Below are 16,042 nucleotides of genomic sequence, written 5' to 3'. Positions count from 1 at the left end.
GAAGGCGGGCCAACTATGGATAATGACCGAACCCGATACAGCGAGCGATACCATGCCGCGCCGTCTTCTCCAGCGCTACATGCCTCACCCGGAAACCCTGCAGCGCAATCGCTCGCTGCGTTTCATGAGCCACCTGATCGGCAACGCCACGCTGTGGATGCTGACCCGCCGCTCGGTGGGCAATGCCTTCATGGTCGGCCTGTTCTGCGCCCTGCTGCCGATGCCCTTCCAGATGGTGGTCGCCGCCGCCGGCGCCTGGCTGCTGCGCTGCAACCTGCCGCTGTCGGTCGGGCTGGTCTGGCTGACCAACCCGCTGACCATGCCGCTGATCTTCTACGGCAACTATCGGCTGGGTGCCTGGCTTCTGAACACCCCGGCACGCCCCGCTCCCGACCAGTTCAGCACTCACTGGATCGCCGCCAAGATGGCCGAGATCCTGCCGCCGCTGCTGCTCGGCTCGCTGGTCGCCGCGGTGGTCACCGGGGTGGTGGCCAACGTGGCGATCCGCCTGATCTGGCGCTGGCACGTGGCGCGCAGCTGGCGGCGTCGCCAGCGCCGCCGGCGGCGGGCCCGGACGGCCCACGCCGGACGACCGCCTTCCGCCTGAGACTCTGGCGCCCCGTCGCGGCCCGCCTCCGTCAGGTCTCGGTCAGGTGGCCCAGATCAAGGTGCAGCACCCGATCCTGATGGGCGGCCAGCCCCGGGTCGTGAGTCACCACCACGAAGGCGCAGGCCGCCGTCGCCGCCAGCTCATCCATCAGACCGAGGATGCTCGCCGCGGTGGTCTGGTCGAGGTTGCCGGTGGGCTCGTCCATCAGCATCAGGCTCGGATCGGTGATCAGGGCCCGGGCGATCGCCACCCGCTGGCGTTCGCCGCCGGAGAGTTCGCCGGGCTTGTGATCGGCGCGTGGCGCCATGCCGACCCGCTCGAGGATGTCGGCGGCCCGCTGCTGGGCCTCGCGACGTTTCCAGCCCCGGATCATCAACGGCAGGGCCACGTTCTCGCAGGCGGTGAACTCGGCCAGCAGGTGGTGAAACTGGTAGACGAAGCCGATATGCCGGTTGCGGAAACGCCCCAGGGCCGCCTCGCCCAGCTCGGCCAGCGACTGGCCGGCGACCCGCACCGTGCCTGCGGTGGGCCGGTCGAGCCCGCCCAGCAGGTTGAGCAGCGTGGTCTTGCCGGAGCCGGAACTGCCCACCACGGCGACACGCTCGCCGGCGCGCACCGACAGGTCGAGCCCGTTGAGCACGGTGACGTCCTGGGGCCCCTCGCGGTAGACCTTGGTCAGCCCCGCGCAGGCCAGCATGACCTCGCGCTCCGCCGTGTCGGGTGTGGCGACGGAAGAAACCGGATCACTCATAGCGCAGGACCTCCGCGGGTTGCACGCGTGACGCCCGCCAGGCGGGATACAGCGTCGACAGGAAGCTCAGCCCGAAGGCCGTGGCGACGATGAGGCCCACGTCGCTCCACTCGAGCCGCGAGGGCAGGTAGCTGATGAAGTAGACGTTGGGGTCCAGGAACTGGATGCCGGTGACCGACTCGAACCAGCTGATGATGTCGGACACCGACAGCGCCAGGGCGATGCCCAGCCCCACGCCGATGAGGATGCCGATCAGGCCGATGGCCAGCCCCTGGACGATGAAGATGCCCATGATGGTGCGCGGCGTGGCGCCGATGGTGCGCAGGATGGCGATGTCGGCGTGCTTGTCGGTCACCACCATCACCAGCGTCGAGACGATGTTGAAGGCCGCCACGGCGACGATCACCATCAGCAGCAGCCCGATCATGCGCTTCTCCATCTGGATCGCCTGGAACAGGTTGCCGTGGGTGTAGGTCCAGTCCATGCCGCGATAGCCGTAGCCCAGCTCGTTGAGGATCGACTGGGTGACGCTGCCCGCCAGGAACAGGTCGTCGAGTTCGAGGCGCAGCCCGCCGACGTTGTCGCCCATGCGTGCCAGCTTCTGCATGTCCTGGATGTTGGCATAGGCCAGACGCGCATCGAGGTCGGCGCCGACCTTGAAGATGCCGCTGACCGTGAAGCGCTTCATGCGCGGGAAGACCCCCCCCGGGGTGATCGAGGCCTCGGGCACCAGCAGTGTCACCCGATCGCCGACCCCCACGCCCAGGTTGCGTGCCAGCAGATCGCCGAGCACGACGTGCCATTCGCCGGGCTTGAGGTCATCGAGGCTGCCCTGCTGCATGTGCTGGTCGATGATCGACACGCGCTTCTCGTAGTCGGGCTGGATGCCCCATACCAGCGCGCCCTGGGTGTTGCCGCCGGCCGCCAGCATGCCCTGCTGTTCCACGTAGGGGGCCGCCGCGACGACATGCTTGCGTCGGGTCAGCCGCTCGGCGAGCGGCTTCCAGTCGCTCATCCCGGCGGGCTTCTCGATGCGTGTGTGGGGCACCATGCCCAGCACCCGGGTACGCAGCTCGTGGTCGAAGCCGTTCATCACCGACAGCACCAGGATCAGCACCGCCACGCCCAGCGTCAGGCCCAGCATCGAGGTCAGCGAGATGAACGAGATGAAGTGATTGCGGCGCTTGGCGCGCACATAGCGCAATCCGATCAGAAAAGGTAGGCGATCCAGCATCAACTTCGGTTCCTTGTCGACAGGCGACCCATGGTACGGTTTTTTCGGCGCCGACGCATCGAGCCCCGACGCGACGAAAGGCTTGCAACGCACACGGCGCGATCTACAATGCCGCCGCCCGCCCCCGGGGCGCGTTCTCGGCTTCAGGAGACACCATGACGCAGCGTCTGTTCCCCGAATGGCACCCGCAGGATGCCATTCAGCTTACCTGGCCCACCGCCGAGAGCGACTGGGCGCCCCTGCTGGCGTGCATCGAGGCGACGCTGGAAGCCATCACGGTGGCCATCGCCCGCCATCAGGCCGTGCTGATCACGGTGGCCGACACCGCCACCCGGGAACGCCTGACGACGCGCTTCGCGCACCTCGGCGTGGCCGCCGCTCGCCTGCGTTTCGCCGTGGCCCCCAGCGACGACACCTGGGCCCGCGATCACGGCCCCATCGCCGTCGAGCGCGACGGTCGCGTGGTACTGCTGGACTACCGTTTCACCGGCTGGGGCGGCAAGTTCCCCGCCGCGCGTGACGACGCCCTGACCCGCCGCCTGGCCGAGACCGGCTGTTTCGCCGTTCCGGTGGAATCCCGCGACCTGGTGCTCGAGGGCGGTGCCATCGAGACCGACGGCGAAGGCACGCTGCTGACCACCGAGGCCTGCCTGCTCAACCCCAACCGCAACCCGACGCTCGATCGGGCAGCAGTCGAGGCGCGCCTGCACGAGGACTTCGGCATCGACCGGGTGCTCTGGCTGCGTCACGGCCATCTCGAGGGCGACGATACCGACAGCCACATCGACACCCTGGCGCGCTTCTGCGACGCCCGGACCATCGCCTATGTGCGCTGCGACGACCCGCAGGATCCGCACCACGGCGCACTGCAGGCGATGGAACGCGAACTTCAGGCATTGCGCCGGCGCGACGGCTCGCCCTACCGACTGGTGCCGCTGCCCTGGCCGCGGCCCTGCTTCGATCCGGACGACGGCCACCGGCTGCCGGCGACCTATGCCAACTTCCTGATTCTCGATGGGGCCGTGCTGGTGCCCACCTACGCCGATCCGGCCGATGCCCGGGCACTGGCCGCGCTGGCCGAGGCCTTCCCCGACCGGGACATCGTGCCCATCGACTGCCGCAGTGTGATTCGCCAGCATGGCAGCCTACACTGCCTGACCATGCAGTTACCGCAAGGCAGCCTGAGCGCCGCCGACGCGACGCCACTTGAAGAGGAGCGTTGAGATGCAAGAGACCCTCAAGGTCGGCCTGGTCCAGCAGGCCGCCTGGCCCGACAAGGCGCGCAGCCTGGCCGCCAGCGAAGCCGGCATTCGCGACCTGGCCGCCCGGGGCGCCGAACTGGTGCTGCTCCAGGAGCTGCACGCCACGCACTACTTCTGCCAGTACGAGGACGCGGAGCTGTTCGACCTGGCCGAGCCCCTGGACGGCCCCACCGCCACACGCCTGGCCGAACTGGCCCGGGAGCTGGACATCGTGCTGGTCGGCTCGATCTTCGAGCGGCGTGCTGCCGGGGTTTACCATAACACCGCCGTGGTGATGGACCGGGCCCGCGGTCGGGTCGGCCACTACCGCAAGATGCACATCCCCGACGACCCCGGCTTCTACGAGAAGTTCTACTTCACCCCGGGTGACGCCGATGCCGGACAGGGTTTCGAGCCCATCGATACCTCGGTGGGCCGGCTCGGCGTGCTGGTCTGCTGGGATCAATGGTACCCCGAAGCCGCACGCCTGATGGCGCTGGCCGGCGCCGAACTGCTGCTCTACCCGACCGCCATCGGCTGGCATCCGCCCGACGACCTGCCGGAGAAGGGCCGTCAGAAGGACGCCTGGACGCTGATCCAGCGCGCTCACGGTGTGGCCAACGGCCTGCCGGTGCTGGTGGCCAACCGGGTCGGTCACGAGGCCGACCACAGCGAGGTCACGCCCGGCATCGACTTCTGGGGCGGCAGCTTCATCTGCGGTCCCCAGGGCGAGCTGCTGGCCCATGCCGGCGACGAGCCCGAGAACCTGCTGGTCGAACTCGACATGCGCGGCAGCGAGAATGTCCGCCGCATGTGGCCCTACCTGCGCGACCGGCGCATCGATGCCTACGGCGACCTGACCCGGCGCTATCGCGACCGCTGATCGACCGTCTTCCGTTTCCTGGCGGGCGACGGCTCCGGCATCGCCCGTCCTGCCCCAGCGACACCCCGCCGCGCTGCACGCCTCGGCCGTTTGCCGTAGAATATTGCCGCGCGGTGTCCACCGCCCCTGTTACCCATCCGGACCGTCCTTTACGCGGACGACTGACTGGAGCTTCTGCATGAGTGATTCCATCGTCGTGGCGGCGATGTACAAGTTCGTCACGCTCACCGATTACCAGGAACTGCGCGAGCCGCTGCTCGCGGTAATGAAGGCCAACGACGTCAAGGGGACGCTGCTGCTTGCCGAGGAAGGCATCAACGGCACCGTCTCCGCCCCTCGCGAGGGCATCGACGCCCTGCTCGCCTGGCTCAAGGCGGACCCGCGCCTGGCCGGGCTCGACCACAAGGAGTCCTACTGCGAGGCGCACCCCTTCTATCGCACCAAGGTCAAGCTCAAGCGCGAGATCGTCACCCTCGGCGTGCCCGGCGTCGATCCCAGCCGCCAGGTGGGCACCTACGTCGATCCCGAACGCTGGAACGACGTGATCAGTGACCCCGAGGTGCTGGTGATCGACACCCGCAACGACTACGAGGTGGAAATCGGCAGCTTCGAGGGCGCCGTCGACCCGCGAACCAAGTCGTTCCGCGAGTTCCCCGAGTACGTCAAGGCGCACTACGACCCCAGCCGCCACAAGAAGGTGGCCATGTTCTGCACCGGCGGCATTCGCTGCGAGAAGGCCTCGAGCTTCATGCTCGACGCCGGATTCGAAAAGGTCTACCACCTCAAGGGCGGCATCCTCAACTATCTCGAGAAAGTCCCCGAAGAACAGTCACTGTGGCGGGGCGACTGCTTCGTCTTCGACAACCGCGTGACCGTTCGGCACGATCTCAGCGAGGGCGAATACGACCAGTGTCATGCCTGCCGCCGCCCCATCTCCGAGGCCGACCGGGCGTCCGAGAAGTACGAACCCGGCGTGAGCTGCCCGCACTGCTGGGATTCGCTCTCGGAGAAGACCCGGGCACGCGCCGCCGAGCGCCAGCGCCAGATCGAGCTGGCCAGGGCACGCCGGGAGCCCCACCCGATCGGCCGTGATCCTCGGGAACTCGTCGAATCCTGATAGACGGCTCGCCGCCCGCTCGCCATGCCGGCGGGCGGCGTGACAGCTGATGGCCCAATGGCTATTCTGGGCACATCAAGATAACGGTATAAAAAGGAGCCACCGATGGAAGCCCAGTACCGGCTGATGGCCGAACTCGAAGTCGCCTTCGATGCGTTGATCGACGCCACTCACCGGCTGCTCGACATCTACGCCGACGCGCCTCGCGAGGCCTGGGCGCTGGAGACGCCGACACCGGATCGCGACTGGCTGCAGGGTGCCCTCTTCGACTTCTGGTATCACGACGGCCAGGATGGCCGGGTCACGCGCAGCTACGTGGGCCTGATCGCCGCCGATGACGCGCTGCTCGACGCCGTGGGCGAGGTCAACCGCCGCAAGAGCGCGTTCGCCGCCACGCTGGCAGAGATCCGCGACCAGGCCGCCGGGCTGATTCCCGAGGCCAAGGCCGTGCTGCCCTTCCGCCACCCGGCCCTGCACCAGCACCTGCGCGGCCAGGGGCTGGCCCGCCTGCATCTCAAGCAGTGCTGGCGGCACATCCCCGTCGCCGACGCCCCGCTGTCCCGGGTGCGCCTGGCCTGGTACTCGAGCGGCCGCTCGATCAAGCGGCTCAGCGTGCGCGAGGCCGAGCAACGGCTGCTGACGATGGACAGCGAAGCACCGCATATCCGCATCCAGCTGGAGCGGCTCGCCGGGCTGCCGTCGAGCGAACCACTGGCCCAGGTGCAGAAGCAGGCGCCGGTGATGCGCGCCAACCTGTTCTTCGCCGAGCCGCTCGCCGACGGTCGCGAGCGGCGCGCCATGAACCTGCCCCTGCCGCTGTTCATCCCGACCCCGGACGCCCGGCTGCCACGCCACAACACGCCGCTGCCCCGCCCGCCGGAAGGCCGGACCCGGGCCAGGCGCAGCGACGAGCGCCTCGAGGACGACGTCTTCCTGCCCAGCCTGCGCGTCTACCGTTACCGCAGCCGGTAAGCGGCGGTCAGTAGTCCTGGTCGGTATCGGGCATCCGCTTGAAGTATACGTAGCGATGCAGGCGGATCATGGGACGAATCAGCAGCTGGACACTGCCGATCACGAACAGCCAGACGCCCAGCGTCTTGAGCGTCCCTTCGTAGAAGAAGCAGATGCTGCCGACGGTGAACCAGATCCCCAGCATGGCATCGTTGATGATGCTCAGGACCTCGTAGCGCCGGTGGATCACCAGCTCCTCGTGGCCGATGGTGAAGATCCAGTCACTGCTCTGCGGGTCACGTTCCTTGCGCATCCTGACCTCCTGTCGCGATGAGATGAACATGAAAGCCCGCACGACGGCGGGCTCGACGCTTTGCCCGAAAACGGCCTGCGGCTCAGAACAGGCGATTGAGCCCGTTCTGGGCGGCCACCCGGTAGGCTTCCGCCATGGTGGGATAGTTGAAGGTGGTATTGATGAAGTACTTGAGGCTGTTGGCCTCGCCCGGCTGCTGCATGATCGCCTGGCCGATGTGAACGATCTCGGAGGCCTGGTCGCCGAAGCAGTGGATGCCCAGGATCTCCAGTGTCTCGCGATGGAAGAGAATCTTCAGCATGCCCACGGTATCGCCGGTGATCTGGGCACGGGCGGTATCCTTGAAGAAGGCCTGGGCCACCTCGTAGGGCACCTTCGCCTCGGTGAGCTCGCTCTCGGTGCGCCCCACCGAGCTGATCTCGGGAATCGTGTAGATCCCGGTGGGGATCTCGGTGACGAAGCGAAACGGCTCGTCGAGGAACTCGTCGCTGGCGCTGCGCCCCTGGTCGTAGGCGGCGCTGGCCAGGCTCGGCCAGCCGATCACGTCACCCACGGCATAGATGTGCGGGATCGCCGTGCGGTAATGGTCGTCGACGGTCAGCTGCCCGCGGCCATTGGCTTCCAGGCCGATGGTCTCCAGGCCCAGTTCGTCGGTGTTGCCGGTACGTCCGTTGGCCCACAGGAAGGCATCGGCACGCAGCTTCTTGCCCGACTTCAGGTGTACCACCACGCCGGACTCGTCGCCCTCGACCCGCTCGTACTCCTCGTTGTGGCGGACCAGTACGCCATGCTGGCGCAGATGGTACGACAGCGCGTCGCTGATCTCGTCGTCGAGAAACGACAGCAGACGGTCACGCGTGTCGATCAGGTCGACCTTGACCCCCAGCCCGGAGAAGATCGAGGCATATTCCGAACCGATCACCCCGGCCCCGTAGATGATCAGCGTGCGCGGCGTGTGCGAGAGCCCCAGGATGGTGTCCGAGCAGTAGATGCGCGGATGCCGAAAGTTGACATCCCCCGGCCGATAGGGCCGCGAGCCGGTGGCGACGACGATCTTCTGGGCGCAGAGCTCCTCGGCGCCCTCATGGTTGTCGCGCACCACCACGGTGTGCTCATCCTTGAAGCGGGCCAGACCGAAGAACAGGTCGATGCGGTTGCGGGAGTAAAAGTTGGTGCGCATCTCCACCTGCTGATCGATGGTGACCCGCGAGCGCTCCAGCACCCGGGGAAACGAGAACCAGCGAGGCTCGCCGATGTCGCGGAACATGCGGTTGGTGTTGAACTGCATGATCTGCTTGACCTGATGGCGCAGCGCCTTGGACGGAATCGTGCCCCAGTGCGTGCAGTTGCCGCCCACGGCCGGCTGCTTCTCGATGATGGCCACCCGCTTGCCGTGCTTGGCCGCATTGATCGCCGCACTCTCTCCAGCCGGCCCGGTACCGATCACCACCACATCGTAGTTATGGACTGCCATCAGCTCTCGCGTCTCCTCGTTGGTTCTGACAAATGACTCACCGGCTCGCCGCCCGACGAGCCGGCGTCGCTCACCGGCGGGTCGCGTCGTACCCCAGGTCCAGGCCACGCTGCTCGTCGGCCTGGCGGCGGACATCGCTCCGGCGCTTGCGATTCTCCTCCTCGCAGACCTCGTCCTTGCCGCCGCAGATATCGCAGCCTTCCTTGAGCCCGAGGTTATTGAGCCCGCCGCAGGAGCCGCTGATCGGCTTGCGGCCGAGCAGCACCCCTACCGACATCGCGGCCACCAGCAGCAGCATGGCCCCCAGTACCAGTAACCAGGTCGTCATCTCACTCCTCCTTGCCGGCCGTCGTCGCCCCTTCGAGATAGGACGCGAAGGCCGAGCTCATGCGAATGTCAAAACCCTCATCCGTTCTGACAATCAAGTAGACCGCCAGGTTTTCCCGTTCGGCCAGATCCAGCGCCGCCCGCTCGCCCATCACCGTCAGCGCCGTGGCCAGCGCATCCGCCGTGGCACAGCGCTCGCTGATCACCGTCACCGAGGCGACGTGATTGGTGATCGGCCGCCCGGTCCGCGGGTCGATGGTATGCGAGTAGCGCACCCCGTCCTGCTCGAAGTAGTTGCGATAATCGCCGGACGTGGCCACCGCCGAGGTCCCCAGGTCGATGACCCGCTGCACGCTGCGCTCGCGGGAGACCGGCTTCTCGACGGCGATTCGCCATTCGCTGCCCTCCGGCTTGTGCCCGCGGGTGCGGATCTCGCCCCCGACCTCGACCAGATAGCTGTCGATGCCCTGCTGCTCCAGGTAGTCGGCGACCTGGTCGGTGCCATAGCCCTTGGCGATCGCCGACAGGTCGACGTACACCGGCTTGCGCTTGGTCAGGGTATCGCCGTCGAGCTCGAGGGCATGAATGTCGATCCGCGCCAACGCCGCGGCGAGCGCGTCCGGGTCGGGCACCCGATCCGGGCGCCCGTCGGGGCCGAAGCCCCACAGGTTGACCGCGGGCCCCACGGTGACGTCGAAGGCATCGTTGGAGAGCCGGGCGATGCGCAGGGCCTCGCGGATCACCTCGGCCGTCTGTGGCGAGAGAAAGAACGGCACGCCGACCGGGTAACGGTTGAAGCGCGACAGTTCCGAGTCCGGCTTGTAGGTGGACATCAGATGGTCGACATGTGCGAGCGTGTCGCGAATGCCCTGCCCCAGTCGCTTCTGCTCGGTTTCGTCGAGCGCGGCATAGACGGTGACGTGATAGCCGGTGCCGAAGATCGGCCCCTGGAAGCGATGAGCCGCCACCTCCGGACGGCCGTCGCAGCCGACCAGCAGAATCACCAGGGCCACTACCGACAACAGGGCCTGAAGCGGCCCTGTTGCGGTCGGTCGGCTTGGCGGGATCATCCGCCGAAGTCATCCAGGAGGATGTTCTCCGGCTCCACCCCCAGGTCGGTCAGCATCTTGATCACCGACGCGTTCATCATGGGCGGCCCGCACATGTAGTACTCGCAGTCCTCGGGCGCCGGGTGGTCCTTGAGATAGTTCTCATAGAGCACATTATGGATGAAACCCGTGTACCCGGTCCAGTTGTCCTCCGGCTGCGGGTCGGAGAGCGCCAGGTGCCACTCGAAATTCTCGTGCTCCTCGGCCAGCTTGTCGTATTCCTCGTTGTAGAAGGTCTCGCGCCAGGAACGCGCCCCGTACCAGAACGAGATCTTGCGCCGGGTATCCAGACGCTTGAGCTGGTCGAAGATGTGGCTGCGCATCGGCGCCATGCCGGCCCCCCCGCCGATGAACACCATCTCGGCGTCGGTGTCCTTGGCGAAGAACTCGCCGAACGGCCCCATCACCGTGACCTTGTCGCCCGGCTTGAGACTGAAGACGTAGGTCGACATCACGCCCGGCGGATGGCTGGTGTTGGGCGGCGGCGTGGCGATACGGATGTTGAACTTGAGGATGCCCTTCTCTTCCGGATAGTTGGCCATCGAGTAGGCACGGATGACCTCCTCGTCGCTCTTGTGGGCGATGTTGAACAGGCCGAACTTCTCCCAGTCGCCCCGGTACTCCTCCTCGATGTCGAAGTCGGAGAACTTGACGTCATAGGGCGGCGCCACCAGCTGCACGTAGCCACCGGCACGGAAGGCGACCTCCTCGCCTTCCGGCAGCTTGAGGTTGAGTTCCTTGATGAAGGTGGCGACGTTGGGGTTCTCGATGACCTCGCATTCCCACTTCTTGACGCCGAAGACCTCCTCGGGAACCTCGATCTTCATGTTCTGCTTCACCGGCACCTGGCAGGAAAGCCGCCAGCCTTCCTTCTTCTCGCCCATGGTGAAGTGGGATTCCTCGGTGGGCAGGATCGACCCGCCCCCCTCGGTCACCCGGCACTTGCACTGGGCGCAGGACCCCCCGCCGCCGCAGGCGGAGGACAGGAAGATGCCGTTGGAGGCCAGGGTCTGCAGCAGCTTGCCGCCGGCCTGGGTGGTCAGGGTGTTCTCGGGATCGTCGTTGATCTCGATGGTCACGTCACCGCTGCTCACCAGCCGGCTGCGCGCCGCCAGGATGATCGCCACCAGGCCAATGACGATCACGGTGAACATGACGACGCCGAGCACGATAATCGATGTATCGACCATGTCGGTTTCCTATTGTCGTGTTGTGCTTACAGCTGGATGCCGGAGAAGGACATGAAGCCCAGCGACATCAACCCCACGGTGAGGAAGGTGATGCCCAGCCCCTGCAGGCCGGCCGGCACGTCGCTGTACTTGAGCTTCTCGCGGATGCCTGCCAGCGCGGTGATCGCCAGGGCCCAGCCGGCACCGGCACCGAAGCCGTAGATCACCGATTCACCGAAGCTGTAGTCACGCTGCACCATGAACAGCGAGGCACCCATGATCGCGCAGTTGACCGTGATCAGCGGCAGGAACACGCCCAGCGCGTTATAGAGCGTGGGCACGAACTTGTCGAGGAACATCTCGAGGATCTGCACGATCGCCGCGATCACGCCGATGTAGCTGAGCAGGCCGAGGAACGACAGGTCGATGTTCTCGGCCCCCGCGATGCCGGTCCAGCTCAGGGCACCTTCCTGCAGCAGGTAGTGCAGGATCAGGTTGTTGACCGGCACGGTGATCGTCAGCACCACGACGACCGCGACCCCCAGCCCGATGGCCGAGGAGACCTTCTTGGACACCGCCATGAAGGTACACATGCCCAGGAAGAAGGCCAGCGCCATGTTCTCGACGAACACGGCCTTGACGAACAGGCTCAGGTAATGTTCGAACATTTACACTGCCTCCTTGGCCTTGGTGTTGGCCGTGATCTTGAACTCGTTTTCCTCGACCTGTTCCGGGTTCAGGCTGCGCAGCCCCCAGATGATCAGGCCGATGACGAAGAACGCCGAGGGCGGCAGCAGCAGCAGGCCGTTGGTGACGTACCAGCCACCGTCGTTGACCGGCTGCAGGATGGTCAGGCCGAACACGCTGCCGGAGCCGAACAGCTCACGGAAGAAGCCCACGGCCAGCAGCATCACCGCATAGCCCAGACCGTTGCCGACACCGTCGAGGAAGCTCATCACCGGCCCGTTCTGCATGGCGAAGGCCTCGGCACGGCCCATCACGATGCAGTTGGTGATGATCAGGCCGACGAACACCGAGAGCTGCTTGGAGATCTCGTAGGCGTAGGCCTTGAGCACCTGGTCGACCACGATGACCAGCGAGGCGATGATCGTCATCTGCACGATGATGCGGATCGATGACGGGATCTGGTGGCGAATCAGCGAAACGAAGAAACTCGAGAACGCCGTGACCGCGATGACCGCCAGCCCCATGACCAGCGAGGTGCTCATGGAGTTGGTGACCGCCAGCGCGGAGCAGATCCCCAGGATCTGCAGGGCGATCGGGTTGTTCTTGAAGATCGGCGTGGTCAGCACGCCTTTGGGCGTATAGGCAGCCATGGCTTACGCTCCTTGCGTCTTGTCGCGGAACCGGGCCAAGTACTCGGCGAAGCCTTCGTCACTCAGCCAGAATTGCAGCAGATGGGTGACCCCCTTGCTGGTCAGCGTCGCCCCGGAGAGCGCGTCCACCTTGTGGATGGCGTCCGGCGTCTGGGGGCCGACACCGCCCTTCACCAGCTTGATGGCCGGATCCATGCTGTCTTCCGGATAGATCTTCTTGCCGTCCCACAGGGCCTTCCACTTGGGGTTGTCGACCTCGCCGCCGAGCCCCGGGGTTTCCCCCTGGTCGTAGAAGGACAGGCCGACGACGGTATTGCCGTCGCCCTTGAGGGCCAGGTAGCCGGACATCAGCGACCACAGCCCCTGCCCGCGGACCGGCACGATGATCTCGTCGGGACTGTCGGGATCCCCCACCAGATATACCGTAGCGTAGTTCTCGCGACGACCGATACCCGCGATGTCGTCACTGCCGGACAGGGTGATCGACTGCGCCGGGTCCTTGGCGGCCTCGAACTGGTTGAAGGTCTCGGGGTTCTTGTCCTCGGCGTACTCCCCGGTCTTCAGGTTGACCACGCGCGGGGTGATCAGCTCGTCGTACAGGTCGCGGATATCCTTGCCGGGCTTGTAGAGCTCGGCCACCTGGAGCAGGTTGCGCATGCGATCCTGCGCCTGGTTCTTCTGCTGGGTGGGGCGCAGCACGACCGCCGCCGAGGCCACCACGACGGAACAGACGATACACAGCGCGAACGCGACCGTGAGGGTCTTCTTGATGGAGTTGTTGCTGGCCATCAGGCGGTCTCCTTGCTCATCGTGACAGCGGCTTCACGCTTCTGCCGACGCTTGATGTTGGCCTGCACCACGAAGTGGTCGATCAGCGGGGCGAACAGGTTGGCGAACAGGATCGCCAGCATGATGCCCTCGGGGAACGCCGGGTTCACCACGCGGATCAGCACGGTCATGACGCCGATCAGGGCGCCGAACACCCACTTGCCGGTGTCAGTCATCGAGGCGGACACCGGGTCGGTGGCCATGAACACCATGCCGAAGGCGAAGCCGCCGATCACCAGATGCCAGTACCAGGGCATGGCGAACAGGGCGTTGGTGTCGGACCCGATGACGTTGAACAGCGAGCTGGTCGCCACCATGCCCAGGAACACACCGAGCATGATCCGCCAGGAGGCGATCTTGGTCCACAGCAGCACCGCGGCGCCGATCAGGATCGCCAGGGTCGAGACTTCGCCGATCGAACCGGGGATGAAACCCAGGAAGGCATCGGTCCAGCTCATCTGCTGGTGCAGGGCCATCATGCCATCACCGTGGGCCGTGGACAGCGCAGTGGCGCCGGTGTAGCCGTCCGCCGGCACCCACACGGAGTCACCGGAAATCTGCGCCGGGTAGGCGAAGTACAGGAAGGCACGGCCGGTGAGTGCCGGGTTGAGGAAGTTCTTGCCGGTACCGCCGAAGACCTCCTTGCCGATCACCACACCGAAGGTGATGCCCAGCGCCACCTGCCACAGCGGGATGGTCGCCGGCAGGATCAGGGCATAGAGCACCGAGGTGACGAAGAAGCCCTCGTTGACCTCGTGGCCACGCTTGACGGCGAACAGCACTTCCCAGAAACCGCCGACCACGAAGGTCACGAAATAGATCGGCAGGAAGTAGGTGGCGCCCAGCACGAAGTTGTCCCACCAGTTCGCCGGATCGTTGCCGCTGGCCAGCAGCATGGTCACCGCCTCACGCCAGCCGCCCAGGGCGCTGTAGCCGTCGGCGATGGCCTGGTTGGCCTGCAGGCCGACGTTGTACATGCCGAAGAACATCGCCGGGAAGGTGCACAACCACACCGTGATCATGATCCGCTTGAGATCGATGCCGTCACGGATGTGCGCTGTGGTACGGGTGACGTCGGGGGGCGAGTAGAAGATGGTGTCCACGGCTTCGTAGAGCGCGTAGAACTTCTCGTACTTGCCTCCCTTGTGAAAGTGCGGCTCGAGATTGTCGAGTGTCTGTCGGATGCCCATCATCAAGCCTCTTTCTCGATCGTGGTGAGATTGTCGCGCAGGATGGGGCCGTACTCGTACTTGCCGGGGCACACATAGGTGCACAGCGCGAGGTCTTCCTCATCCAGCTCGAGGCAGCCGAGCTGCATGGCCGTTTCGATGTCGCCGACGATCAGCGACCGCAGCAGCTGGGTCGGCAGGATATCCAGCGGCATCACCGCCTCGTAGGCGCCCACCGGCACCATGGCGCGCTCGGACCCGTTGGTCGTGGTGGTCGGCGCATAGTCGTGCAGGCCGGTCAGCCGCGACAGGTAGATGCCCAGTACCGAGTGGCGGTTGCGCCCCGGCGACAGCCAGCCCATGAAGCTGCGCTTGTTGCCTTCCTCGAGCAGGCTGATCTGCTGGTGAAAGCGCCCCAGGTAGCTCAGCGCGCCCTCGGCGACCTTGCCGCCGAACACCGAGCCCGAGATCACGCGGGTGTCGTTGTCGGCCCGGGCGATTTCACCGTCGAGCAGCTCGCGGCAGCTCGCCCCCACCCGGGTGCGGACCAGGCGCGGCTTTTCGGCACGCGGCCCGCCCAGCGCGATCACCCGGCTGACATCGAGCTTGCCCTCGACGAACAGCTTGCCGATGGCGATCACGTCCTGATAGCCCAGGTGCCAGACCTGGCGCGTCAGGCTGACCGGCGACAGATGGTGGATATGCGTGCCGACCAGGCCCGCCGGGTGCGCCCCCTTGAAGCTCTCGGCCTGCACACCGGCCACGTCGGCACCGGGCAGGCTGGCATCCGGTGCGTGGCACAGGAACACCTTGCCCTGAGTGAGACGCCCCAGCACCTTCAAGCCGTTGGTGAACGCCTCGGGCTGCTCGTTGATGATCAGCGCGGGGTCGGCCGCCAGCGGATGGGTGTCGATGGCCGTGACAAAGATGCTGGCCGGCTCGGCATCCGGTGCCGGCGTGCGCGAGAAGGGCCGGGTGCGCAGCGCGGTCCACAGCCCGGACTCGATCAGTTGATCGACCACCGTCTGGCGTTCGAGCCGCTCCAGGGCATCGGCACCATGGGCGGTGAACGCCACCTGCTCCTCGGCATCATCGACCTTGATCACTACCGACAGCAGGCGACGCCGCTCGCCACGGTTGATTTCGACCACCTCGCCGGCCGCCGGCGAGGTGAAGGTCACCCCCGGGATCTTCTTGTCGGTGAAGAGGCTCTGCCCCAGCTTCACCCGATCCCCCTCCCGGACTTCCATCGTCGGCTTCATGCCGACGTAGTCGGTGCCCAGGACGGCCACGTGGCGCACCGGCCGCGCATCCTCGATACGCTGCTCGGGCGCCCCCGCGATGGGGAGATCCAGGCCTCGTTTGACTTCGATCATAGTCTCGCCCAGTTATCGAATCTGATTAGCAAGGAAAGGGGTTCGACGCACGGCATGGCAATGACTCCGACGCGCAGGCCTGCGTCGTGAGCGGCAACAGTCACGGTGCTCGAAAACTTTCTTGTCAGAATATTGTGATATGTACAGCCCGTG

The 16,042-nt window shown here is 66.0% G+C and carries 17 protein-coding genes; 5 read left to right on the top strand and 12 right to left on the bottom strand.

From position 1 onward, the window contains the following. Positions 1 to 52 precede the first annotated feature (52 nt). Positions 53 to 607 carry a DUF2062 domain-containing protein gene (locus KGQ91_RS10330; RefSeq protein WP_163649933.1) on the top strand — a complete coding sequence of 185 codons (555 nt, stop codon included), beginning with the start codon at positions 53 to 55 and terminating at the stop codon, positions 605 to 607. A gap of 31 nt (positions 608 to 638) precedes the next feature. On the opposite strand, the gene KGQ91_RS10325 is transcribed toward KGQ91_RS10330, so the two are convergent. Together KGQ91_RS10325 and KGQ91_RS10320 are read right to left on the bottom strand one after the other, a co-directional pair. Beyond that, positions 639 to 1,361, bottom strand: a complete 723-nt coding sequence (locus KGQ91_RS10325; protein ID WP_224415214.1) for an ABC transporter ATP-binding protein — start codon at positions 1,359 to 1,361, stop codon at positions 639 to 641. Further along, on the bottom strand, positions 1,354 to 2,595 hold the full coding sequence (locus tag KGQ91_RS10320; RefSeq protein WP_163649935.1) for a lipoprotein-releasing ABC transporter permease subunit: 1,242 nt from the start codon (positions 2,593 to 2,595) through the stop codon (positions 1,354 to 1,356). Before KGQ91_RS10320 ends, KGQ91_RS10325 begins: the two co-directional genes overlap by 8 nt. Positions 2,596 to 2,750: 155 nt before the next feature. Here KGQ91_RS10320 and KGQ91_RS10315 point away from each other — a divergent pair, with 155 nt between their 5' ends. From KGQ91_RS10315 to KGQ91_RS10300, 4 genes are all read left to right on the top strand, one after another. Next, complete coding sequence (locus KGQ91_RS10315; protein ID WP_163649936.1) at positions 2,751 to 3,818, top strand: agmatine deiminase family protein; 1,068 nt, start codon at positions 2,751 to 2,753, stop codon at positions 3,816 to 3,818. Position 3,819: 1 nt separating this feature from the next. After that, positions 3,820 to 4,719 carry a carbon-nitrogen hydrolase gene (locus tag KGQ91_RS10310; RefSeq protein WP_224415215.1) on the top strand — a complete coding sequence of 300 codons (900 nt, stop codon included), beginning with the start codon at positions 3,820 to 3,822 and terminating at the stop codon, positions 4,717 to 4,719. A 178-nt stretch (positions 4,720 to 4,897) separates the two neighbouring features. Next, positions 4,898 to 5,836 carry an oxygen-dependent tRNA uridine(34) hydroxylase TrhO gene (gene trhO / locus KGQ91_RS10305; protein ID WP_224415216.1) on the top strand — a complete coding sequence of 313 codons (939 nt, stop codon included), beginning with the start codon at positions 4,898 to 4,900 and terminating at the stop codon, positions 5,834 to 5,836. A gap of 105 nt (positions 5,837 to 5,941) precedes the next feature. Beyond that, a complete protein-coding gene (locus KGQ91_RS10300) occupies positions 5,942 to 6,808 on the top strand; it encodes a DNA replication terminus site-binding protein (RefSeq protein ID WP_163649939.1) in 867 nt (288 codons plus the stop codon). A 7-nt stretch (positions 6,809 to 6,815) separates the two neighbouring features. Here KGQ91_RS10300 and KGQ91_RS10295 read toward each other — a convergent pair whose 3' ends face one another. From KGQ91_RS10295 to KGQ91_RS10250, 10 genes are all read right to left on the bottom strand, one after another. Beyond that, positions 6,816 to 7,100 (bottom strand): YrhK family protein, encoded by a 285-nt coding sequence (locus KGQ91_RS10295; RefSeq protein ID WP_163649940.1) that lies wholly within the window; start codon positions 7,098 to 7,100, stop codon positions 6,816 to 6,818. Between the two features lie 82 nt (positions 7,101 to 7,182). Continuing rightward, the gene (gene sthA, locus KGQ91_RS10290; RefSeq protein WP_163649941.1) at positions 7,183 to 8,574 is read right to left on the bottom strand and encodes a Si-specific NAD(P)(+) transhydrogenase; all 1,392 of its coding nucleotides are present in this window, start codon (positions 8,572 to 8,574) and stop codon (positions 7,183 to 7,185) included. A gap of 70 nt (positions 8,575 to 8,644) precedes the next feature. Next, a complete protein-coding gene (nqrM, locus tag KGQ91_RS10285; protein ID WP_163649942.1) occupies positions 8,645 to 8,902 on the bottom strand; it encodes a (Na+)-NQR maturation NqrM in 258 nt (85 codons plus the stop codon). Between the two features lies 1 nt (position 8,903). Beyond that, positions 8,904 to 9,914 (bottom strand): FAD:protein FMN transferase, encoded by a 1,011-nt coding sequence (locus KGQ91_RS10280; RefSeq protein ID WP_224415217.1) that lies wholly within the window; start codon positions 9,912 to 9,914, stop codon positions 8,904 to 8,906. 53 nt (positions 9,915 to 9,967) lie between these two features. Next, positions 9,968 to 11,200, bottom strand: coding sequence for an NADH:ubiquinone reductase (Na(+)-transporting) subunit F (gene nqrF / locus KGQ91_RS10275; RefSeq protein ID WP_224420950.1), 1,233 nt, complete (start codon positions 11,198 to 11,200; stop codon positions 9,968 to 9,970). 26 nt (positions 11,201 to 11,226) lie between these two features. Then, entirely contained in the window at positions 11,227 to 11,847 is a 621-nt protein-coding gene (gene nqrE / locus KGQ91_RS10270; protein ID WP_224420949.1) for an NADH:ubiquinone reductase (Na(+)-transporting) subunit E, read from the bottom strand. Continuing rightward, the gene (locus tag KGQ91_RS10265; RefSeq protein ID WP_224420948.1) at positions 11,848 to 12,516 is read right to left on the bottom strand and encodes an NADH:ubiquinone reductase (Na(+)-transporting) subunit D; all 669 of its coding nucleotides are present in this window, start codon (positions 12,514 to 12,516) and stop codon (positions 11,848 to 11,850) included. It lies immediately after the preceding gene. A gap of 3 nt (positions 12,517 to 12,519) precedes the next feature. After that, entirely contained in the window at positions 12,520 to 13,305 is a 786-nt protein-coding gene (locus tag KGQ91_RS10260; RefSeq protein WP_377172976.1) for a Na(+)-translocating NADH-quinone reductase subunit C, read from the bottom strand. Next, positions 13,305 to 14,537: an NADH:ubiquinone reductase (Na(+)-transporting) subunit B gene (locus tag KGQ91_RS10255; protein ID WP_224420947.1), complete on the bottom strand. Its 1,233-nt coding sequence runs from the start codon at positions 14,535 to 14,537 to the stop codon at positions 13,305 to 13,307. The genes KGQ91_RS10260 and KGQ91_RS10255 overlap by 1 nt, the downstream gene beginning before the upstream one ends. After that, complete coding sequence (locus tag KGQ91_RS10250) at positions 14,537 to 15,889, bottom strand: Na(+)-translocating NADH-quinone reductase subunit A (RefSeq protein ID WP_224420946.1); 1,353 nt, start codon at positions 15,887 to 15,889, stop codon at positions 14,537 to 14,539. The genes KGQ91_RS10255 and KGQ91_RS10250 overlap by 1 nt, the downstream gene beginning before the upstream one ends. Positions 15,890 to 16,042 lie beyond the last annotated feature (153 nt).

Source organism: Modicisalibacter tunisiensis (assembly GCF_020148005.1).
Lineage (GTDB): Bacteria > Pseudomonadota > Gammaproteobacteria > Pseudomonadales > Halomonadaceae > Modicisalibacter > Modicisalibacter tunisiensis.
This window is presented reverse-complemented; position numbering and strand designations above follow the sequence as displayed.